This is a genomic window from Aliiroseovarius sp. ABM4_368 (assembly GCF_056161205.1).
In genome coordinates, this window is sequence record NZ_JBSWYR010000002.1 from 172,665 (window position 1) to 193,293 (window position 20,629).

At 58.9% G+C, this 20,629-nt stretch carries 16 protein-coding genes; 3 read left to right on the forward strand and 13 right to left on the reverse strand.

All coding sequences use genetic code 11. From position 1 onward, the window contains the following. Nucleotides 1–34 precede the first annotated feature (34 nt). On the forward strand, nt 35–229 hold the full coding sequence (locus ACXAH3_RS06815; protein WP_474861325.1) for a hypothetical protein: 195 nt from the start codon (nt 35–37) through the stop codon (nt 227–229). Continuing rightward, nucleotides 226–525 (forward strand): DUF4387 family protein, encoded by a 300-nt coding sequence (locus tag ACXAH3_RS06820; protein WP_474861326.1) that lies wholly within the window; start codon nt 226–228, stop codon nt 523–525. The genes ACXAH3_RS06815 and ACXAH3_RS06820 overlap by 4 nt, the downstream gene beginning before the upstream one ends. Here the strand turns inward: ACXAH3_RS06820 and cysG are convergent. The 11 genes from cysG to ACXAH3_RS06875 all read right to left on the reverse strand — a co-directional run bounded on the left by cysG (nt 515) and on the right by ACXAH3_RS06875 (nt 16,672). Further along, nucleotides 515–1,912: a siroheme synthase CysG gene (cysG, locus tag ACXAH3_RS06825; RefSeq protein ID WP_474861327.1), complete on the reverse strand. Its 1,398-nt coding sequence runs from the start codon at nt 1,910–1,912 to the stop codon at nt 515–517. The two genes, ACXAH3_RS06820 and cysG, sit on opposite strands and share 11 nt — an antisense overlap. Next, nucleotides 1,909–2,904 (reverse strand): glycosyl transferase family protein, encoded by a 996-nt coding sequence (locus ACXAH3_RS06830; RefSeq protein ID WP_474861328.1) that lies wholly within the window; start codon nt 2,902–2,904, stop codon nt 1,909–1,911. Before ACXAH3_RS06830 ends, cysG begins: the two co-directional genes overlap by 4 nt. After that, the gene (locus ACXAH3_RS06835; RefSeq protein ID WP_474861329.1) at nt 2,901–5,504 is read right to left on the reverse strand and encodes a nitrate reductase; all 2,604 of its coding nucleotides are present in this window, start codon (nt 5,502–5,504) and stop codon (nt 2,901–2,903) included. The genes ACXAH3_RS06830 and ACXAH3_RS06835 overlap by 4 nt, the downstream gene beginning before the upstream one ends. Beyond that, nucleotides 5,501–5,836, reverse strand: coding sequence for a nitrite reductase small subunit NirD (nirD, locus tag ACXAH3_RS06840; RefSeq protein ID WP_474861330.1), 336 nt, complete (start codon nt 5,834–5,836; stop codon nt 5,501–5,503). Before nirD ends, ACXAH3_RS06835 begins: the two co-directional genes overlap by 4 nt. Then, the gene (gene nirB / locus ACXAH3_RS06845; RefSeq protein ID WP_474861331.1) at nt 5,833–8,265 is read right to left on the reverse strand and encodes a nitrite reductase large subunit NirB; all 2,433 of its coding nucleotides are present in this window, start codon (nt 8,263–8,265) and stop codon (nt 5,833–5,835) included. The genes nirD and nirB overlap by 4 nt, the downstream gene beginning before the upstream one ends. A gap of 5 nt (nt 8,266–8,270) precedes the next feature. After that, on the reverse strand, nt 8,271–9,959 hold the full coding sequence (locus ACXAH3_RS06850) for an ABC transporter ATP-binding protein (RefSeq protein WP_474861332.1): 1,689 nt from the start codon (nt 9,957–9,959) through the stop codon (nt 8,271–8,273). Between the two features lie 5 nt (nt 9,960–9,964). After that, complete coding sequence (locus ACXAH3_RS06855; RefSeq protein WP_474861333.1) at nt 9,965–11,047, reverse strand: ABC transporter permease; 1,083 nt, start codon at nt 11,045–11,047, stop codon at nt 9,965–9,967. A 104-nt stretch (nt 11,048–11,151) separates the two neighbouring features. Beyond that, nucleotides 11,152–12,522 carry a CmpA/NrtA family ABC transporter substrate-binding protein gene (locus ACXAH3_RS06860; protein WP_474861334.1) on the reverse strand — a complete coding sequence of 457 codons (1,371 nt, stop codon included), beginning with the start codon at nt 12,520–12,522 and terminating at the stop codon, nt 11,152–11,154. Nucleotides 12,523–12,800: 278 nt separating this feature from the next. Then, a complete protein-coding gene (locus ACXAH3_RS06865; protein WP_474861335.1) occupies nt 12,801–13,961 on the reverse strand; it encodes a CmpA/NrtA family ABC transporter substrate-binding protein in 1,161 nt (386 codons plus the stop codon). After that, nucleotides 13,958–14,542 (reverse strand): ANTAR domain-containing response regulator, encoded by a 585-nt coding sequence (locus ACXAH3_RS06870; protein ID WP_474861336.1) that lies wholly within the window; start codon nt 14,540–14,542, stop codon nt 13,958–13,960. Before ACXAH3_RS06870 ends, ACXAH3_RS06865 begins: the two co-directional genes overlap by 4 nt. 129 nt (nt 14,543–14,671) lie before the next feature. Then, nucleotides 14,672–16,672, reverse strand: a complete 2,001-nt coding sequence (locus ACXAH3_RS06875) for a hydantoinase/oxoprolinase family protein (protein ID WP_474861337.1) — start codon at nt 16,670–16,672, stop codon at nt 14,672–14,674. A gap of 204 nt (nt 16,673–16,876) precedes the next feature. Here ACXAH3_RS06875 and ACXAH3_RS06880 point away from each other — a divergent pair, with 204 nt between their 5' ends. Then, complete coding sequence (locus tag ACXAH3_RS06880; protein WP_474861338.1) at nt 16,877–18,157, forward strand: glycerate kinase type-2 family protein; 1,281 nt, start codon at nt 16,877–16,879, stop codon at nt 18,155–18,157. On the opposite strand, the gene ACXAH3_RS06885 is transcribed toward ACXAH3_RS06880, so the two are convergent. Beyond that, nucleotides 18,154–18,987: an alpha/beta fold hydrolase gene (locus tag ACXAH3_RS06885; protein WP_474861339.1), complete on the reverse strand. Its 834-nt coding sequence runs from the start codon at nt 18,985–18,987 to the stop codon at nt 18,154–18,156. The two genes, ACXAH3_RS06880 and ACXAH3_RS06885, sit on opposite strands and share 4 nt — an antisense overlap. Then, a complete protein-coding gene (locus ACXAH3_RS06890) occupies nt 18,987–20,612 on the reverse strand; it encodes a PHA/PHB synthase family protein (protein WP_474861340.1) in 1,626 nt (541 codons plus the stop codon). Before ACXAH3_RS06890 ends, ACXAH3_RS06885 begins: the two co-directional genes overlap by 1 nt. Between the last annotated feature and the right edge of the window lie 17 nt (nt 20,613–20,629).

Below are 20,629 nucleotides of genomic sequence, written 5' to 3' on the forward strand. Positions count from 1 at the left end.
CGTCACCGCGCAATCCGAGGCTACCTCGCGCGAGGTGGCGAAGATCCTGAACCCCTATCTTCCGCACCATCCATTGACCGAGCAGGAAGAAATGCCGACCTTCGCTTTCCCCTTCTCGCCTACCGAAATGGGCCGTGGCGAAATATACGAGTTCTGCCTGAACCACGTTCTTAAATTAGACAACCCAATGGACGCCTTCCGACTGGACATTCTCGAGATGAGCGCATGACCACCCTTTCCGACGTCGCCATGAAAATCCGTTCAAAGAATGCAGGGCCGTTTAGGCTGACCATCGACATTTTCTGCGAGGATGAGCAAACATTTCAACAAGCCTGTCAGATCGCCGAAAATGATCGGGTGGCTGCTGCCCTTGGCGCGACACCTGACGCGTTGAAACGGTTCGAAGTGTCAGATTTGAATGTTCTGAAATTCAGCCTGCCGCGCCCAGCGATTCAGGGAACGCGATTTGACCGCGACATGCATGGCGCGTCATTTGCCAACCTGCTGTCGGACCTCAAGGCATAGCGCGACCGGAAGTACGCGCATGGATCTTGGGCGCTCGGTTCTGGGAATCATGCGAAAGAAAGATAAGAGCGGGGTTCTCGATCCCGTTCTTAAGAATCACATCAACCAGATCAGATGCCCCACAGCTGACTGTTTTCTGATCCGGCATTTCCGCCTTTGATACGATCTTTACCGTTGTGGCCTCGGCCAGATTCTCGGCATCAAGCAACGACAGAATATCTGGCGCCTTCGAGACCCCCATATAGACGGCAACCTGTGCCCCATCCTTAAGATGTGAAACCCATTCAGGCGGAGTCGAGCCGTCCCGCTTATGGGCGGTGGTCAGAACCAGCGCATCATTTCGTCCCCGCTTGGTCAAGAATTCCCCGGTGGCGGCAGCAGCCACGCTTGCTGCTGTCACGCCGGGGACGATCTCAACGTCGATCCCCACGGCCCGAAGCGCGTCGGCTTCTTCCGCGCCGCGGGCGAAAATACCGGGATCGCCGCATTTCAACCTGACAATGCGTTTGCCGCGTTTCGCCTCGGACACCAAAAGCGCATTTATTTTTTCCTGCGGCCACGCAACGCAGCCGGGGGATTTACCGACGAAAACACGTTCGGCATCTCTGCGAGCATATTCAAGCAGTTTAGGGTCGATCAGACGGTCATAAAAAATGACGTCGGCTTCCTGAAGACGCTGAACACCCCTTAGGGTGATCAGATCGCAACTGCCGGCACCCGCCCCCACCAATGCGACAGGGAAAGGTTGCGCCGCTGGTGGCTTCCCCAGTTCAATCGCGGCTTTAAGCGTTCCCGCTGCTTCACGTTCCGACCCGCGTGCGAATAGATCACGAACTGGCCCCGAGAACACCCAACGCCACAGATCTCGTCTCTGACGGGGTTCAAGCCGTTCAGCTTTGGAGCGCAGTCGCCCAACCAAGGCTGCGAGGTCGCCCAACCTTGGCTCTAGCTGCTGTTCAAGTTTGGTTTTGATCTGACGGGCCAAAACAGGCGCGGTGCCTTCGGTGCCAATGGCAACGACAACAGGGTCACGATCAACAATTGACGGGGTGATGGCCTCGCAAAGGTCAAACTGATCGACGACATTCACAAGCGCACGCGCCTCGGTCGCCAATGTGTGAAGGCAAACATCGGCCACCGGGCTGCCAGTTGCGATGAAAACCAGCGCTGCATCCTTGAAGCTGTCCGATTGGATGTCACCGCGCATCCAGTCGATCCGGCCTGTTTCAACCAGATCGGTCAGCTCTGGGTCGAGGCTGTCGGCAAACACCACAATTCGCGCTTCAGTCTTCAGGATCAGACGGCATTTCTGGGCGGCTTGTTCGCCGCCACCGCAAATGATCACACGCTTTCCGGCCATCTTAATGAACATCGGGAAGGTTTTCATACGGATGCCTCCTGACAAGTAGTGTAGCGATTTCGGGACTGCCAAAGTGCGATTGCCTTTGACTTGGCGTCTTCGGGCGGGATCTTCTCGGCAAGGCACAACGCCATTGCGGCGGTGCCCAACACGCAGCTCTCGGCGAAGGGATCGACCTTTTCGCCCGACCAAAGCGCCGCCGGGGCCGGAAGGGGCAGGTCAGCGTCGTGAAGCCGGCGCGTATCATCGGTTTCGGCTTGCCAAACGGTTTCAAACCGTGCGCCTTCGGACAAGCCAAACATTGTGACGTCTTTGGCGGGATGGCGTTCAAACTCTCCTCCACCGCCCTTGATTACGCCTAAGGTGTTTTGCCCCAGCAAGGCGGCTGCATCCGTCTGAAGATCCCGGTACGAGGGATGGAACACCCCCTGCACCATCACCGACGCACCTCCGGGATTGAGCATCCGAAACACCGTATTCAGGCAGGACCGAAGCCCCAGCATTTCACGCAGTTGCAGAAGCTTTAACGCAGGTCCGTGAAGGATCTCGGCAGAAAGATACGCGATCCCAGAGCTTTCAAGCGCGGATCGCGCGTTCTGTATATCCGTGACCTCGGCAATGCCAAGGTTCGGCAAGGCTTTGCGCACCGATGCGATCTTGTTCTGGTGCGAATTCCATCCGTGCAGAAGAACGGGAAAGCCCGCCGAAGCAACCAGCTTGGCGGACAGCAGGAAATAGGGCGCGCCCCGCGTGCGGCCCGCTGCATAGCTGGGCCAGTCGATCGCCACGGGAAGCGTATCCCAATCGGTAAAATCAGCACGCAACGCATCGACAAACCCGGCGATCTCGGGCGCAGCTTCACCGCGATAACGCATCAACATCAATAGCGCGCCGATGGCTTCGGGTGGCGCGTCCCCTTGAAGGATAACACGCATAGCTGTGCGGGCTTCTTCCCGCGTTAACGCGCGCGAACGCGAAGGGCCGCGGCCTAATATACGAACGTAAGGGGCCAGGCTCATTCTGCTGCCACCGACTTCATCTGAGACGCGATCATGGCGGCCAGTTCGGGCTTGCAGGATCCGCAGTTCGTTCCTGCCCCCGTGCATGCGCCCAACGAGTCTACGGTGTTGGCCCCTGCCTCGATCTGGGCGCGCAAGGTGTTTGCTCCGACATCCAGACACGCACAGACGATGGCACCCGTGTCCGGACGCCCCGCCCCGGCTTGGCCGGCCAGAGCATCAAGAGCGGGCATGTCCGATCCCAACAGCGATACGACATGGCTGCGCGATACGGCAACCGGCTGTCGCGCAGCGAAAAAGAGCGCTTTGATCTGGTCGCCTTCCCGGATTACGATACGGATATTTCCGGTGGCCGCATCCTCTAGGACCGAAGCCTCACCCGCGTGCAGCCCGGTGATCTGCCGCGCAAACTCCAGCCAATCTTGGGGGGTATCTACACCGGCCAGTTCGGCACGCCAGCCGTTGCGAGCAGGTGCGACGGCAGTGTACGCGATAGGTGCCTCGGCCGAGATCTCGGCCATCGAAGCGGTGAACCCGTACCAGCCCAAGGCAGCGCGTTTCAGGAACACTGGCGTGTCCTTGCTGGCCGGTTGACCCGATACTGGGTCGGTCAACGGCGCCACCAGGTGATTGACCCGCCCGGACGGCCCGGTTTGGGCTGTCCAGTGCATGGGCACGAACACCGCCCCCTTGCGCGCTTTCGTGGACACCAACACGCGGACAAGGGCCGTTCCGAAACCGGTCGATAGCTCGGCCAGATCGGCGTCGCGCAGCCCATAAGCAATAGCGTCTTCGGGGTGGATCTCTGCATAGGGCTCTGCCAGATGGGCCGACAAGCGCGCGCTGCGACCGGTGCGGGTCATCGTGTGCCACTGGTCGCGGATACGTCCGGTATTCAGTGTCAGTCCTTCATAATTGGGCGGCGCAGGGGCTGTGATCGCCAGCATCTTGGCTTTGCCATCTGCATGATAATACCCACCTTCTGCAAAGAACCGGCCACCCGAAGCGCCCTCTGCTGGGACCGGCCATTGCACCGGGGACAGTGTGTCATATGCGTCGTCGGCAAGCCCGGCCAAACCGCTGATGTCAAAGTCACGTGCGAAGGCTTTTCCAAGGCCAGACAATGCGGCGTATTCGCGAAACACCGTGGCCTCGGACGGATAGTCGAACCCAGCATAGCCCATACGGCGTGCGACATCCGCGATGATATCCCAGTCGTGACGCGCCTGACCCGGTACGGGCAGGAACGGGCGCTGACGCGAGATAACGCGCTCCGAGTTGGTCACCGTACCCGATTTCTCACCCCACGCAGTGGCCGGCAGCAAAACATGCGCCAGATCGCAGGTGTCGGTACGTTTCAGAACGTCTGTCACGACGGTAAATGGCACATTACGGATCGCATCTGCCACGCGCGAGGCATCAGGAAGCGACACGGCGGGGTTGGTTGACATGACCCAAAGAGCCTTGATCTTTCCGTCCTCACAGGCACGGAACAGATCGACAGCCTTCAAGCCGGGCTTCGTGCACATCGTGGGGCTGTCCCAAGCAGTCTGCACGGCGTCGCGGTGATCCGGGTTCTCGATATCCAGATGGCAGGCGAGCATATTTGCCAGCCCCCCGACCTCGCGTCCGCCCATTGCATTGGGCTGGCCAGTCACGGAAAACGGTCCCATGCCGGGGCGTCCAATCCGACCGGTTGCAAGGTGACAATTGATGATTGCGTTCACTTTGTCGGTGCCGCAAGTGGACTGGTTCACACCTTGGGAGTAGACGGTGACAACCTTCTCTGTCCCGCTGACAAGCTCATAAAACTGCGCGATGTCGGCAGAGCCCAGCCCGCTTTCTAGCGGGTCCGTGGCACGGGCGGCCTCTATGGCAGCATCGAACCCATCAACATGCGCGTCGATATAGGCTTGGTCGACCTGGCCGGCATCCACCAGATGCGCCAAAAGCCCATTGAACAGCGCGATGTCTCCGTCGCTTCGAACCGACAGATGCAGATCGGCAATGTCACAAGTGGCTGTACGGCGCGGGTCCACAACAACGACTTTCATGCCGGGGCGCGCGGATTTCGCGGCGGCAAGCCGTTGGTACAGAACCGGATGGCACCAAGCGAGGTTCGAGCCTACCAACACGACAAGGTCGGCAAGCTCAAGATCCTCGTAACAGCTGGGCACGGTATCCGTCCCGAACGCCCGCTTATGCCCCGCGACCGAGGACGCCATGCAGAGCCTTGAATTCGTGTCGATATTTGCCGAGCCGATATAACCCTTCATCAGCTTATTGGCGACATAGTAGTCTTCGGTCAGAAGTTGACCAGACACATAGAATGCCACGCTGTCCGGACCGTGTTCATCGACTGCCGCACGGAATTTTTCCGCGACCAGATCAAGCGCATCATCCCAGCCGGTGTCCTGACCATTGACCCGAGGCGCAAGCAAACGCCCTTCAAGCCCGATGGTCTCGCCCAGCGCTGATCCTTTCGAGCACAAGCGGCCCGCATTGGCAGGGTGGGATTTGTCCCCGCGAACCTCCGTTCCCGAGGCGATAACCCCGCACCCTACGCCGCAGTATGGACATGTCGTGCAGGTCGATGTCATGCGGCAGACCTGTTCTTCAAAAACTCGGCATCCAACATAATGCGCCCATCTTCGACCCGGGCGGGATAGGTGCCAACCGTGCCTTCATCCGCACCCTGCGCAACCCCAGTCTCCAGATTGAATACCCAATTGTGCAGGGGGCATGTGACGGATTTCCCGTGCACGATACCTTCAGCCAATGGTCCCTGTTTATGCGGGCAGGCATTATCGAGCGCATAGACTTCATCCGCACCCGTCCGAAACACCGCGACGCAGCCATGGGCGGTTTTCACCACGCGTGCGCCGCGCTGTTTGATACCCTCAAGCGGGCCGATATCAATCCAGTCGCTCATTCCGCGGCCTCCAGCATCAGGTTTGCAATCGGGGTATAAGTGTCGGCCTCTTCAGCCACATGTTCGGCCCAAGGATCGGTGCGATAGATGCTTTGCGATAGCTCGAACCGTTCGTTCAGCGCCTTGCGGATTTCTGGGTCATTCACCTGTTCTTTGACCCAATCCAGCCCCACCTTGGCCACCCACTTATAAGGGCGGTCGAGGTACTTCGCGTTCTCGCGGTAAAGCTGCATGAAGGCGGTAGCGTATTCGATCACTTCGTCCTCAGAGGTCAGATCGGCAAGACGTTCTGTTTCCTTCACGTCCATACCGGCAGCCCCGGCGACACCGACCTGATAACCACTGTCCACACAGACCACGCCAATATCTTTACAAGTCGCTTCTGCACAGTTGCGCGGGCAACCAGACACGGCCAGCTTGACCTTGTGCGGGCTCCACGAGCCCCACAGCTTCTTCTCAAGCTTGATGCCCAGACCTGTGCTGTCTTGCGTGCCAAAGCGACAGTGATCCTTGCCAACGCAGGTTTTCACCGTGCGCAGCCCCTTGGCATAGGCATGGCCCGAGACCATGCCAGCTGCATTCAGATCGGCCCAAATCGCAGGAAGGTCTTCGCCCTTGACACCCAACAGGTCGATCCGTTGGCCGCCGGTGACATGCACGGTGGGAACGTCATATTTTTCAGCCGCATCCGCTATCGCGCGCAGTTCATCCGGGGTGGTCATACCGCCCCACATGCGCGGCACAACCGAGAACGTGCCGTCCTTCTGGATATTCGCGTGTTTGCGCTCGTTGATGAACCGGCTTTGCGGGTCGTCTTTGTATTCCACCGGCCAATCCGCCAGCAGGTAATAGTTGATCGCAGGACGGCAAACGTGACAGCCATCGCGGCTTTTCCACCCCAGTTCCTGCCATACGGCGGGCTGAGACTTCAGCTCTTGCGACTTGATCAGACGACGCACGTCTTCATGGGTCAGGTCGGTACATCCGCAGATCGGCTGCTCGGTCGGCATGACGAAATCATCGCCGAGGGTTGCGCCCAGGAGTTGTTCGACCAGCCCCGTACACGTCCCGCAGGACGCGCTGGCCTTTGTCGTGGCGCGAATTGCCCCAAGATCAGTCGCACCCCCATTGATCGCCGAGACAATGTCGCTTTTGCATACGCCGTTGCAGCCGCAGATCTCTGCGTCATCCGGTAAGGCTGCAACGGCCGCCATAGGGTCCAGCGGCTCTCCTCCCTGAAAGGCTGGACCGAAGATCAACGTCTCGCGCATTTCGGATATGTCGGTGCCATCCTTGATCATGCCGAAGAACCAGTTGCTGTCGGCGGTGTCGCCATACATGACGGCCCCGATCAGCTTGTCGCCCTCGATCACAAGACGCTTGTAGACCCCGCGCGAGGGGTCACGGAACACGATATCTTCGCGCCCGTCCCCATCCGCGAAATCACCCGCACTGAACAGATCACAGCCCGTGACTTTCAGCTTGGTCGCAACCTCTTTCGGGACAAATTCCGCCTCTTCGCCCAGCAGTGTCTTGGCCACGATCTTGGCTTGATCATAGAGCGGTGCAACAAGGCCGAAAAGCTGGCCGCGATGTTCGACACATTCGCCCATCGCCAGAATATCCGAGTCCGAAGTCACCATCTGGTCGCTGACTGTGATGCCACGTTCAACCTCGATCCCCGCGTCATTTGCCAGACGGGTTTCTGGGCGGATACCCACAGCCATGACCACAAGGTCAGCCGGGATCATCTCGTCATCCTGCAACAACACGCCTTCGACCTTGCCATCACCGACAATTGCCGCGGTCGAGGCCTGACAGCGGACGGTGATGCCCTTGTCTTCCAGCGCCCGACGCAGCAGGTACCCGGCGGCTTCGTCCAGTTGACGCTCCATCAGGTGACCCATCAGGTGCACCACGGTCACGTCCATTCCGCGCAGGGCCAGACCTGCGGCGGCTTCCAGCCCCAGAAGCCCACCCCCGATGACCACAGCTTTGCCCCCCTTGGAGGCCGCGTCGATCATCGTGTTGGTGTCTTCCAGATCGCGATAGGCGACCACGCCGGGCAGATCCTTGCCAGGCACCGGAATGATGAAAGGCGCCGAGCCTGTGGCGATCAGCAGCTTATCATAGGCAACTTCACCCTTCTGCCCCACTACGATTTTGCGGTTTCGGTCGATGGCAACGACATGCTCGCCAAACCGGCAGGTCACGTTATTTTCAGCATACCAATCATCGTCATGTGTGACGATTTCCTTAAAAGCCTTGTCCCCCGACAGGACCGGAGACAGCATAATCCGGTTATAGTTCCCCCTCGGTTCGGCGTTGAACAGCGTGACGTCATAGGCGTCGGCATCGCCGTCAAGAAGATGTTCCAGCGCGCGGCCTGATGCCATGCCTGCGCCAATGATAACGAGCTTCTTCTTCATGATATTCACTCCGCTGCTATTGCCTTGGCAGGCTTGGCTTTTTTCGACGTGTTCCCGTGTTCGTATTCCTCGAGGAAATCGAGAACCTCTTGCCGGTAGGTGTAGTAATCCGGGTGTTCCAGCAGCGCTTTTCGCGTGCGTGGGCGCGGCAGGTCGACGTCGACGATTTTGCCAATCGTGGCCTGCGGTCCGTTGGTCATCATGACCACGCGGTCCGCCAGCAGGATCGCCTCGTCCACGTCATGGGTGACGCAGATCGCGGTGACCTTGGTGCGGTCCCAGACCTCCATCAGAACCTCCTGAAGCTCCCACCGTGTCAGGCTGTCGAGCATCCCGAAGGGTTCGTCCAGAAGTAGAAGTTTCGGCGACAGGGCGAAGGCGCGGGCGATGCCCACACGTTGGCGCATCCCGTTCGACAGTTCGCTGGCCTGCTTGTCCATGCTGTCGGCCAGCCCCACGCGTTCAAGATAGTATTCGATCACGTCCTGACGCTCGGCTTGACTGGCGCGCGGATAGACCTTGTCGACCCCAACAGCCACGTTCTCCTTGGCGGTCAGCCACGGGAACAGGTTGGGCGACTGGAAAACCACGGCGCGTTCCGGGTCTGCGTCGACCACCGCGCGACCATCCAGAATGATCGCCCCTTTCGAGATCGGGTTCAGCCCCGCCGCCATCGTCAGAACCGTCGACTTACCACAGCCCGAGTGCCCGATCAGCGAGATGAACTCGCCCTTGTTGACCTTCAGGTCGAAGTCCTCGACCACGGTCAGCGGGCCTTTCGGCGTGGGATAGATTTTGTGCAACTTCGAGAACTCAAGGAAGCGATCTTCGCGCTTGCGTTCCTGCGCTTTCACATCGGCCTGTGCTTTCGGAATGTTGTGAATGGCGTCGACATTGGGCAGCTGCTTGATACCCTCGGCCTTCGCCTCGATCCCCACATCCATCAGGTATTTGGTGACCGCAATGCGCAGCTTTTTGAAGCCGTCATGGTGGTTCATCTCGCCGCGATCACGTGGGCGGGGGATGGTGACCTTGAACTCTTCACCCAGCGACCCGTCGGGGTTTAACGCAATGATCCGGTCGGCCAGCAGGATGGCCTCGTCCACATCATTGGTGATAAGAATGCAGGTCTTTTTGTCCGCGGCCCAAATCTGTTCGATTTGGTCGGCCAGATTGGCGCGGGTCAGCGCATCCAAGGCAGACAGCGGCTCGTCCAGCAGCAGAACCTCGGGGTCCATTGCCAACGCACGTGCAACGTTCACCCGCTGACGCATCCCACCCGACAATTCGGCAGGACGGCGCGCTGCGGCATGGCTCAGCCCAACCATGTTCACATAATGCGCCACCTTATCAGCGCGATCAGGCTTGGGCATATCGGGAAACATCGTATCCACCGCCAAGCCCACATTTCCGCTGACCGTCAGCCACGGCATAAGCGAGTAGTTCTGGAAGATCATCCCGCGTTCCGGCCCTGGCCCCGTGATGGGCGCGCCGCGAAACTTCGCTTCGCCCTTCGTTGGCGTTTCCAACCCGGCCATCATGTTGATCAGCGTGGTTTTCCCGGTGCCCGAAAAGCCCAGAAGGACAAGGAACTCGCCTTCTTCCACCGACAGGTTGATGTCCTTCAGAACATCGGTTTTCGTAGTGCCTTCGCCGAAGCTTTTCGAAACGGAGTTAAGCTCAAGAATTGCCATACCGATCACCGATTGTTCGAGAAGGTAAACAGGGACTGCAGCGCAAACATCACGCGATCCAGCATGAAGCCGATGATCCCGATGGTGAATACGGCGACCATGATTTTGGCCAGCGATTGGCTGGAGCCGTTCTGGAACTCATCCCAGACGAACTTGCCCAGACCCGGATTCTGCGCCAGCATCTCGGCTGCGATCAGAACCATCCAGCCAACACCCAGCGACAGGCGCAGGCCGGTGAAGATCAGTGGCAACGCCGAAGGCAGAACCAGCTTGGTGATCTTGGTATAGGTGTTCATTTTCAGAACTTTTGAGACCGACACCAAATCCTTGTCGATCGAGGCAACGCCCAGCGCAGTGTTGATCAGCGTCGGCCACAGCGAGCACAGCGTCACAGTGATGGCCGAAACCAAGAAGGATTTGGCAAACAGCCCGTCATTGGTGGCATAGACGGCCGACACGATCATGGTCACGATCGGCAGCCACGCCAGCGGCGACACGGGTTTGAAGATTTGAACCAGCGGGTTGATGGCTGCGTTGGCATAGGGTGACAGGCCCGCAAGGATGCCAAGCGGAATGGCAATCAGGGATCCGATCAAGAAGCCAAAGAACACGGTCATGATCGAGGTGCCAATTTGCGCGTAATAGGACGGTGAGCCGGTATAGGGGATGTCTTTGACCTTGTCAGGCTCGCCCCTGTCCAGATAGCGCTGGTTGCGCGCCTCGACTTTCTCATAGTGTTTACGCTCTTTTTCGGCCTTCAAAAGCGCGTCCTGATGAAGGTTCTTCGCCTCGGTCCAGACCTGCGCCGGTCCGGGAACAGCCCCAAGCGAGGTCTGCACTTTGGGCGCCATCGTGCCCCACAGCAGCAAGAAGCCGACAATCGCCAAAAGCGGTACGCCCAGAAGCTTCCAGATCTCTTTCACCTGAGCCTTCGGGTTGTCTCCAGCGATGGCTTTCAGAATGGGCGTAAGCCAAGAAATCCCGATCACCTGAAACCAGGCGTCGGCCTTGTTGATACGGGTGAACAGTTTGGCTTTCCGGGCTTCTTTAAGGTCAGCGTCCAACGTTTGCGGGTCGATGGCGGTCATGGCTTTCAGTCCTCGAACGGCGGGTTATCCGCCAGTTTTCGAAAATGGGGCGCGACTAGAATGGTGTGGTGATCGCGCCCCAAGGTGGTGATGCGGAGGTGCGGTTAGCCCTTAACCTCGGTTCCGACGATCATCTGTTCGCCCTTCAGGCCGATCGGCAGGCTGTCCAGATACGCGTTGGGGGCTTTACCGTCATAGGGAATGCCGTCGATGATATCGGCAGCCGGGGTTGGCGCTTTATAACCATCGCTGTCCCAAGGGAAATCTTCCTCTTTGACGTGGCCTTCTTCGACCAGCAAACGGGCGGCTTCCAGATAGATCTCGGGCTTATAAACCGACTTGGCGACCTCGTCATACCAGCTGTCGGGCTTGGGTTCCGCGATCTGGCCCCAGCGGCGCATCTGGGTCAGGTACCAGATGGCGTCCGAGTAGTAGGGATAGGTCGCGTTATACCGGAAGAACACGTTGAAATCAGGCACGTCGCGCTTGTCGCCCTTTTCGTATTCAAACGTGCCAGTCATCGACGCCGCGATCACTTCGTAATCCGCGCCAACGTAGTCAGGGCGCGACAGAATCTCGACCGCTTCGGGGCGGTTGGCGTTGTCGTTTTCGTCCAGCCACTGGGCCGCACGGATCAGAGCTTTCACAACGGCCAAGGTTGTGTTCGGGTTTTCTTCCGCGAACTCTGCGGTGATGCCGAATACTTTCTCGGGGTTGTTTTTCCACAGCTCATAGTCGGTGATGACCGGAACGCCGATGCCTTTGAACACAGCCTGCTGGTTCCATGGCTCGCCCACGCAATATCCATAGATCGTGCCCGCTTCCAGCGTGGCTGGCATTTGCGGTGGCGGGGTCACAGACAGCAGAACGTCGGCGTCGATCTGACCAGTAATGTCGTCGGTCGAGTAATAGCCCGGGTGCAGACCACCGGCAGCCAGCCAGTAACGCAGTTCATAGTTGTGAGTCGAAACCGGGAATACCATGCCCATGTTGAAGGGCTTTCCTTCGCCTTTGTATTTCTCGACCACCGGGGCCAGAGCCTCGGCCGAGATCGGGTGAACCGGCTTGCCGTCGTCACCTACTGGAATATTCGGCTTCATTTCTTCCCAGATCTCGTTGGAGACGGTGATGCCGTTGCCGTTCAGATCCATCGAGAAGGGCGTGATGATGTGGGCTTCGGTTCCGAAACCAATCGTTGCTGCCAAAGGCTGACCTGCCAACATATGCGCGCCGTCCAAGGTGCCGTCGATGACGCCATCCAGCAGAACTTTCCAGTTCGCCTGCGCTTCCAACGACACAAACAGACCCTCGTCATCAAAGAAGCCTTGCTCGTACGCGACGGCCAAGGGGGCCATGTCGGTCAGCTTGATGAACCCGAATGTCAGTTCATCTTTCTCAAGGTCCAGCATTTCTGCGAAAGACGGCTGGCTAAGGGCCGTGGTCGCTGTCAGCGCAAGTATGGCGAGCTTCTTCATGTGCATTTCCTTTTGGTCTTGCGTCGGGCGGGGAAAGCCCATTTGAAAAAATAAAAGCCGCCTAGAAACCTGACGCCAGAGGGAGGAGGTTCCGGCGATCGGGTTCTAAGCGGCTTTGCTTTTGATGCCCTTCTTCAGCGAAGAGCTAACGAAAGACGTCAGTGCCTTCCGCGTTGATTCCATGTTTAGCTGCGGCGCAGCATAAACCCCAGAAACAGACGGGGGTTAAGGCCTTTAATCGACCCCGAGACACGGATTGCCCAATAATTAAGCGATAATTACGGGGTCGGGTCGAAGATCTGACCGTCAAAGAAACGGTCTGGATTGAGAATCAGTTTTCCATGGGTCGAAGCCACAGCCGTCGGATAGGACAGTGCGCCCTCTTGCTTGTCCGAGGCACCGGGTAGGTCGGTGGCAACGGTCGCCAGTGCATCACGATACAGGTCGCTGCGGAAAACCGAGCGTGCCGTCGCAACTGCATCCACAACATCTAAGTTGTACCGGGCAGCCAGACGCTGCCCGATCCATTGGGCCTGAGACCGCCACGGAAAATTCGTGGCCCCGCCGTGGAAATGAACAAATCCCGGAACGCCAGTACCAAGCGATCGGGCTTGGGCCAAAAGCTGGCCGCTCATCGCGCGTTCTATGACATCCGAAGGCAACCCCAGATATTCGGGCCGTGCAAGAATGTCCGCTGCGATCATTCGGTTAGTGGGCTCGTGCAGCCAGCGCCCTGCCCTATAGACTGCGCGCATCAGACCCGCCGCGGTCGACGCGTTGTCCTGAACCCAATGATGCGGAGCCGCCAGAACCTTTTCCGGGCTGAACTCCCAAATCGCTCGGCCTGCCAAGATGATCTCGCCAGCTTCTTCATCTACGGCGCGCGACCCCCACGGTTCACCCACGCAAAATGCATCGACCTCGCCCGACCGAAGTGCTTCAGCCATCAAGGGTGGCGGGACCGAGCAGATCTCGTATCGTATGTCGCGATCCTTCAGCCAGTATTCCACCAGTTCGCGGTGCATGGATATCGGGAATGGAACGCCAATACGCAGAACTTCCGTAGCCGCTTTCTCAAGCGCCAATCCTGTCACAGTTGCGTCCATCAAATTCGCTGACCAACCTTGCGCCTTCATCCGCTCGACAATCGCGTTGTTTACAGCGATCACATTGCCATTCACCGACAGAACCATCAGCGCGTCGACAGGCGTGTGCATCCCGCCCAACCCCAAGGACATCGCAATCGCCAGTGGCGACAACAGATGGGCTGCCTCAAGATGTCCGAAGGCCAGAAGATCCCGAAGCGCGGACCACGAGGGCTGTTTTAACAGCTCAAGCTCGATCCCTTCCTTGGCGGCAAAATCAAGCTCGCGCGCGATCACCAAGGGCGCGCAATCGACCAGCGGCACGTATCCGCAATGCACCCGTGTCGCGCTCATCGCAGCAACTCCGATGCTGTGATCAAGGCTTGCGCCACGTCGATCATCCGCTTGCCCTGATCCATCGCCGTCTTGCGCATCAGTTGATAGGCTTCCTCTTCGCTCAGCCCCTTGGCGCGGATCAACAGGCCCTTGGCGCGGTCGATGGTCTTGCGGTTTTCCAGCGCCTGTTTGGCGGCGGTCAGTTCGGACTGCATCTGACTCATCATCTGAAAGCGCGCAATCGCGGTTTCAAGGATCGGCCGGATACGGTCGCCGGACAGCCCCCCCACCACATAGGCACTCAGCCCGGCGCGTACTGCGGCGGCGGACAATTCGGGATCGCTTTGATCGACAAACATCGCGACGGGGCGCTGGTGCGCGCCGGACACTTCACTGAGCGCTTCAAGCGTATCGCGACGTGGATTGGTCAGGTCAATCAAGACCACATCCGGATCGATCTTTGACAGCGCCAATGCCAAATGGCTGTCATCCGAAATGATGGACACATCCGCCCACCCGCCGTGGCCAAGAGCCTCGGTAACCTCGGCGGCGCGATCCGCGTTCGGCTCTACAACCACAATTTTCAATGGGCGCGTCATGGGCGCGACGTATCACCTTGGCCGGGAGAGTTTCACGCGGCAAAGCGGATTTACTGAGGGGAATATCCCCAGCGCTCAAGTTTTAATCACGGGAATCAGCCATTCGCCTGATTTGTGGCCGCTTACCCCCTAGCCCAGCGCGACCCGCGGTCTGCCGCTGGCTTCGACCTGCACGGTGCCTTCGACGAACACGTTCTGCCCCTCGATCTGGGCCGATTGGATATCACGATCGACGATGATGCGGATATCCTCGGCCCCGGCGGCTTTTGCAGCATCTTGGGCATCGGCGCGAAGATAATCCTCGATCACCGCCAAGGCTTGATCTGAATCGGTAAAGTCCTGTGGTCCGCTGGCCAAGTGAACGCGGTACTTGCCTTCAGAGGGCGAGGTAACTGTGCCAGACCGGCGGAACGTCACACGACCGACGACAGCCCCTACCGCATTGGCGACGCCTGCATGTTCGGGCAGGTGCATGGGGCAGTGCAGGCGCGCGCCGACCGCCGGGTAATAGCTTGGGGCCGAAGCGCCCAACCCGACGACGTCGATATTCAGTGCCGCATCCAGCGCCAGCAAGCCGCGATGTTTTGACAGGCCGCGCTGGGTCAGAACGTGGCGGGCCAGAAGGTCAGGCGGCAGGCCGAAATCATCTTCCTCGGCGAAGGCAGTTTCCAGCAGGGTGAGGGCGGTTTGTTCGGTCATCTGGTCAATGATCTTTTGTGCCATCTCGTCGGGTGATTGCGCCAACCGCGCACCGCTGCCGACACGCTTGCGGGCAAACAGCTCGAGCCCCTTTCGGGCGGCATCACAGTCCCACGCGCTCAAACGCCCGAGCACATGACTTGCATCTGACGGCGTCACGCCCGACACCTGAACAATCCCGCGATCCACCAGCCTTGTCAGCGCGCTGCCTTCCAGCCGGGTTTTCAGAAGTTTGGCAAGCGGAACGACGGCATCTTCAAGGCGTTCCAGCAGGGTTTCAGCACGCACATCGATTCCGTCGGCGGGGATCCCCATCACGCGGCGAGCAAAACGCGTGTCATGTTCGCTGGGGGCCGTGGCGCGCAGCTGCTCGTCCAGCGCGGCATGGACTACATCGCCAGCCTCGGCTGCAATCAGGGACAGTGGAAGCACCCGGCGTGGCCCCAACGTGATACCCCCCAGCAATCCGTCTGTTATGAGATGCACCTGACTGTCACCACCCAGCCCATGGGTTCGCATGGCGACGGCTTCGACCATGGTGCGGAACCCGCCGACTTGTGCGCCTGCGGGGTCAATCATCGGCTTTCCATCGCGGATCAAAGCAACATCCGTGGTTGTTCCCCCGATGTCCGATACCAGCGCGTTGTCCAATTTGGTCAGCCAGCGCGCGCCCACGATCGAAGCAGCAGGACCGCTGAGGATGGTTTCAATCGGGCGTTCACGGGCTTGGTCGGCGCTCATCAACGCGCCGTCGCCACGAACGACCATCATGGGCGCGTGAATACCAATGTCGCGAAGCGTATCCTGAGCGCGGCCAATCAACCGGTCGATCATTCCGATCAGACGCGCGTTCAGCACCGCCGTTACGGCCCGCTTGGGACCATTCAGTTTCGACGACAGGTGATGTGAACACGTGACCGGCGCTCCTGTCATCTCGGTTATTAGGTCTGCGGCCTCAAGCTCGTGCGTGGGGTTACGGGTGGCAAATTGTGCGGCGACGGCAAAGCCAGAAATTCCATGATGCGTCGCCAGAAAGTCCCGCAAGGCGTCCAGATCCAGATCGGCCGCCTGCCCGCCCGCATGATTGTGACCACCCGACATCACCAGCGCGGGATCGCCTTTCAGCGCGTCCCTTAACCCATGCTTTTCAAGGTCACTTTCGCGAAAGCCGATATAGATCAGCGCCACACGCCCGCCCTGCCCTTCGACCAAGGCATTGGTGGCCAAAGTGGTCGACAGCGACGCCATCGAGATATCCGCGGGCGCGATACCCGCCTGACCGAGCACTGCCTGAATGGCCTTCCCCATACCAATTGCAAGATCCGTGCGTGTGGTCAGCGACTTGGCGCTGGCGATGACCTTCGCCTCGTCCCGGATCAACACCGCATCGGTATAGGTTCCACCCGTATCCACACCCAGTGACAGCGCCATGCCTGATTTCCCTTGTTAACTGTAGCCCTGAACTAGCAGTGCAGCAGAGCCTTAACTTGTCAAAGAACGTCATTCTTGGTCGATTTCAAGTGAGAGCCAGACACGGTTTCCAAAACTTTCCGCTGATGCTCTGCCCTTGCCCTGTTCGGCAGCTTCTGAATAATAGCGCTAACACCTGCGCCTCAAACCCATCCAGAGACTGACATGACCGTTCACAACACCGAAACGTTGCGCAACCTCGCGCGGCAGATTTTCATGAAAGCGGTCAAGGCAGCCGACCCAGCGCTGGCTGTTCGGCGGGCACTGAATGACGCGCCGCTTCCGGTGCCGGGGCCGAACGGGAAAAGCGTTGTGATCGCCATCGGCAAGGCTGCGCCCGCCATGATGAACGAGGCATTGACGCATATTGAAGGCCCGCGACAAGCGCTGTGCATCACGCATCCTGAAAACAAGGACGCCGTGGAAGGTGCGACAGTACTGTATGGGATGCACCCGGTGCCAGACCAAAGCAGCCTTGCGGCGGGTCAGGCTGTGGCAGATCTGCTGGCGCAGGCTGGGGATGGGGACCAAGTGATCGCGCTGATCTCGGGCGGGGGATCGGCGCTGATGGCGTTGCCTGTGCCGGGGGTCTCGATCGAGGACAAGGGACAGGTCAGCGCGCTGTTGCTGGGCGCGGGGATCGACATCAATCAAATGAACCTTGTGCGTCAGCAGCTAAGCCAGTTGAAGGGCGGCGGGGTGCTGCGGGCAACGCAGCCTGCACCGGTGTCGGCCTATATCTTGTCAGACGTGATTGGCGATGATTTGCGGGCAATTGCCAGCGGCCCAACCGTGGCCCCAATTGGCACGCGGGGCGAAGCACGCGCTGTCTGCGAAACGGCTGGGATTTGGGGTGATCTGCCCGCCTCGGTCCAAAAGCACCTGTCACAGGCTGATGATATCCAGATGCCTGCCCACACCGCCCAGAACCATTTGATCGGATCAAACGGACACAGCTTGCGCGCGGCCGAGGACGACGCGCAAGGCGTGGGTGCGGTTCAAATTGTTTCGGACATGTTGACCGGGGACGTGAAAGACGCCGCCGCCATTCTATTGGACGCCGCCGAGGCCGCCCCTGCGGGCACCACCACAGCCCTTCTGGCCGGAGGCGAGACCACCGTACATCTGACGGGTACCGGACGCGGCGGGCGCAATCAGGAACTTGCGCTGCATGTTGCAATGGGCGCTGCGGAACGTGGATTGCAGGGCGACTGGGCTTTCCTGAGCGGTGGAACGGACGGACGTGACGGACCGACCGACGCGGCAGGCGGCATCGTGGATCAAACCAGCCTTTCGCGGATGCGCGATGCGGGCATCGACCCCAATGCGCTTTTGCACAACAACGACAGCTACGCTGCGCTTGCCGCTTCGGATGATCTGTTGATGACCGGTGCGACCGGCACCAATGTCGCCGACATCCAGTGCTTTCTGATCTCGAAACCCTAATCGCCGCCCAAAAAGCTCGTGATCTCGGCCCCGACCTCCTTACGCTGGGTGTACATCAGCAGATGACCGGTGGGGTACACGCGCAGCTTGGCGTTTGGCAGCATGTTGGACAGCAGGATCTGGTTGGCGACCGGTATTAATCCGTCAAACTGACCTGCAATGACCAGCGTCGGCTGGGCCAACGTTCGCAGCCACGGCAGGCTGGTCCATCCACACATCGCCCGCACCTGCGAGAAGTACCCTTCAGGGCTGGGGCGAATGGCGTGTTTCGAATAATCTCGGAACTCGGCCGGCGCAAAGATCGCCTCGCCCCCATACATCCACGGGCCGATGAAGTTGCCGTAGGCTTTACTGGCAAAACGCATCGGGAGCATGATTTCGGACATAGCAATAGGGGTACCCCACCAGCTGCCGATCCCACCCGCCGAGCAAATCGCCAATACCAGTTTTGCCACACGATCCGGCACTGTATGGGCAATCTGCTGCACCAGCGCCCCGCCCCACGAAATGCCGAGCATATCGAAGCCGTCGATCCCGATCTGATCCAGCACCCGCAGCGTGAAATCCGCATAGTCCGGAATGGTCGAAACCCCGTCGATCAGATGCGACCGCCCGGTGCCGGGCATGTCGATGGCGATCAGGCAGCGGTCTTTGATTTCGTCCAGCAGGGGCAGCAGCACCTCGATGGATTGGGCCAGCCCGTTGCAGACCAGAAGCGGCGGCAGGTCAGAATTCACAACCCGGTGGAGGTAACGGATCTTTGCGCCGTCAACCTCGATCATATGAAAATCTGACTTATCGTCGATCTCGGCCAGATCTTGCACGCCCATTAGTCCTTGCCCTCAAGCACATAAGTTCCCGGGGCGTCAGCCAGACGCTTGTACTTGCGATTATCCAGCGTCTTGGCAGGGGCAACCCGATCAGAGGGGTTCTGTTGATCAAGCCACTCTAACCAATGCGGCCACCAACTGCCCTCGGTCAGCGCAGCCCCTTCCTGCCAGCCTTCAGCGCTGGAGGTATCCGAGCCACCTGCCCAAAACTTGCGACGCGTTTTGGCGGGGTGGTTGATCACTGTGCCCGACACGTGGCCACCTGTGGTCAACACAAATTCGGTCTTGCCGGACACAAGTTCCGTCGCCGTGAAGGATGTCTTCCACGGCACGATATGGTCGCCATCGGCAGCTAGGAAATAACACGGGACGTCGATGTTACGCGTATCGACTGGCGTGCCGCAAATCGTCAGCGCGCCCAGCTCTTTCAATTTGTTCGCCATGTACATTTCCTCGACGAAGAAACTGTACCAGTTGGCAGGCAGGTTCTGCGTGTCGGCGTTCCAATACAGCACATCAAAGGGTGCGGGCGATTTGCCCATCAGATAGTTCGAAACCACAAAGCCCCAGATGCTTTCGTTCACATGCAGCATCGCCATCGCGTTGGCGATGTCACGGCCCGGCGCAACCCCTTCAGATTGCAGGCGCTGGTTATAGACCTTTACCTGCGGCTCATCGATGAACACTTTGATTTGCCCGGAATCCGAGAAATCGATCATCGTCGACAGGAAGGTTGCCGTGCCAAGTTTGGTTTTCAGATCGTCCGGCATGACGGCCAGCGCTGCAACCAACATGGTGCCACCGTTGCACCACCCCATGATGTCCACAGCATCCGATTTCGAAACATCAGACGCTACACGCAGCGCTTCGAAAACTCCGTCCGCGATATATTCGTCCCAACCCAGATCACCCATCTCGGCGCTGGGGTTGCGCCATACCATCATGTAAACGCTCTGCCCTTGTTCCAGCAGATAGCGGATCATGGATTTCTTTTCGTTAAGGTCGAAAATGTAGAACTTGTTCACGCAGGGCGGCACGATCAGGATCGGCGCTTTGCGGGTCTTCGCAGCCATCGGCTTGTATTGGATCAGCTCGATCAACTCGTTGCGGTAAATAACCGACCCCGGCGTGGTGGCGAGATTTTTGCCCACCTCGAACGCGTCTTCGTCGGTGGTGCTGATATAGCCCTTTTCCAGATCCGCCAGCATGTTCTGATAACCATCAATCAGGCTTTGCCCACCGGTATCCTGCGCGAGCTTCTGAGCCTCGGGATTGGTTGCAAGAAAGTTTGACGGCGACATGTTGTCTGCGGCGATGCGGGCGTAAAAGCTAAGTTTGTCCTGTTCGTGGTCCGACAGGCCCGCATTGTCAGCCATGTCTACCATCGCTTTTGCAGTCAGCTCGTAAGAATGGCGCAGAAGCGGGAAGATGCCTTCGTTCCACGCGTCGCCACGGAAACGGTTGTCTTTTGACGGTTCAATTGCCTCGCCAGCTTTCAACGCGGTGGACATCCACAGCTTCGCCATATCCTGTTGATACGACATCCAAGTTTCCACCCACGCGCCAAAGGGATTATCCCCGGACTTGTTCATGTCTTCCAGCAGTTTGAAAAAGTCTTTGTTCATGTCGCGCGCCTTGTGAT

Bases quoted from the DNA above. Each gene is read 5' to 3' on its own strand.
- ACXAH3_RS06875 (WP_474861337.1), bottom strand. From the start codon at position 16,672: ATGGCGCTGTCACTGGGTGTGGATACGGGTGGAACCTATACCGATGCG.
- nirB (WP_474861331.1), bottom strand. From the start codon at position 8,265: ATGAAGAAGAAGCTCGTTATCATTGGCGCAGGCATGGCATCAGGCCGC.
- ACXAH3_RS06830 (WP_474861328.1), bottom strand. From the start codon at position 2,904: ATGAGCCTGGCCCCTTACGTTCGTATATTAGGCCGCGGCCCTTCGCGT.
- ACXAH3_RS06880 (WP_474861338.1), top strand. From the start codon at position 16,877: ATGACCGTTCACAACACCGAAACGTTGCGCAACCTCGCGCGGCAGATT.
- ACXAH3_RS06855 (WP_474861333.1), bottom strand. From the start codon at position 11,047: ATGACCGCCATCGACCCGCAAACGTTGGACGCTGACCTTAAAGAAGCC.
- ACXAH3_RS06820 (WP_474861326.1), top strand. From the start codon at position 226: ATGACCACCCTTTCCGACGTCGCCATGAAAATCCGTTCAAAGAATGCA.
- ACXAH3_RS06860 (WP_474861334.1), bottom strand. From the start codon at position 12,522: ATGAAGAAGCTCGCCATACTTGCGCTGACAGCGACCACGGCCCTTAGC.
- ACXAH3_RS06870 (WP_474861336.1), bottom strand. From the start codon at position 14,542: ATGACGCGCCCATTGAAAATTGTGGTTGTAGAGCCGAACGCGGATCGC.
- ACXAH3_RS06885 (WP_474861339.1), bottom strand. From the start codon at position 18,987: ATGGGCGTGCAAGATCTGGCCGAGATCGACGATAAGTCAGATTTTCAT.
- ACXAH3_RS06890 (WP_474861340.1), bottom strand. From the start codon at position 20,612: ATGAACAAAGACTTTTTCAAACTGCTGGAAGACATGAACAAGTCCGGG.
- ACXAH3_RS06835 (WP_474861329.1), bottom strand. From the start codon at position 5,504: ATGACATCGACCTGCACGACATGTCCATACTGCGGCGTAGGGTGCGGG.
- ACXAH3_RS06850 (WP_474861332.1), bottom strand. From the start codon at position 9,959: ATGGCAATTCTTGAGCTTAACTCCGTTTCGAAAAGCTTCGGCGAAGGC.
- nirD (WP_474861330.1), bottom strand. From the start codon at position 5,836: ATGAGCGACTGGATTGATATCGGCCCGCTTGAGGGTATCAAACAGCGC.
- cysG (WP_474861327.1), bottom strand. From the start codon at position 1,912: ATGAAAACCTTCCCGATGTTCATTAAGATGGCCGGAAAGCGTGTGATC.
- ACXAH3_RS06865 (WP_474861335.1), bottom strand. From the start codon at position 13,961: ATGAGCGCGACACGGGTGCATTGCGGATACGTGCCGCTGGTCGATTGC.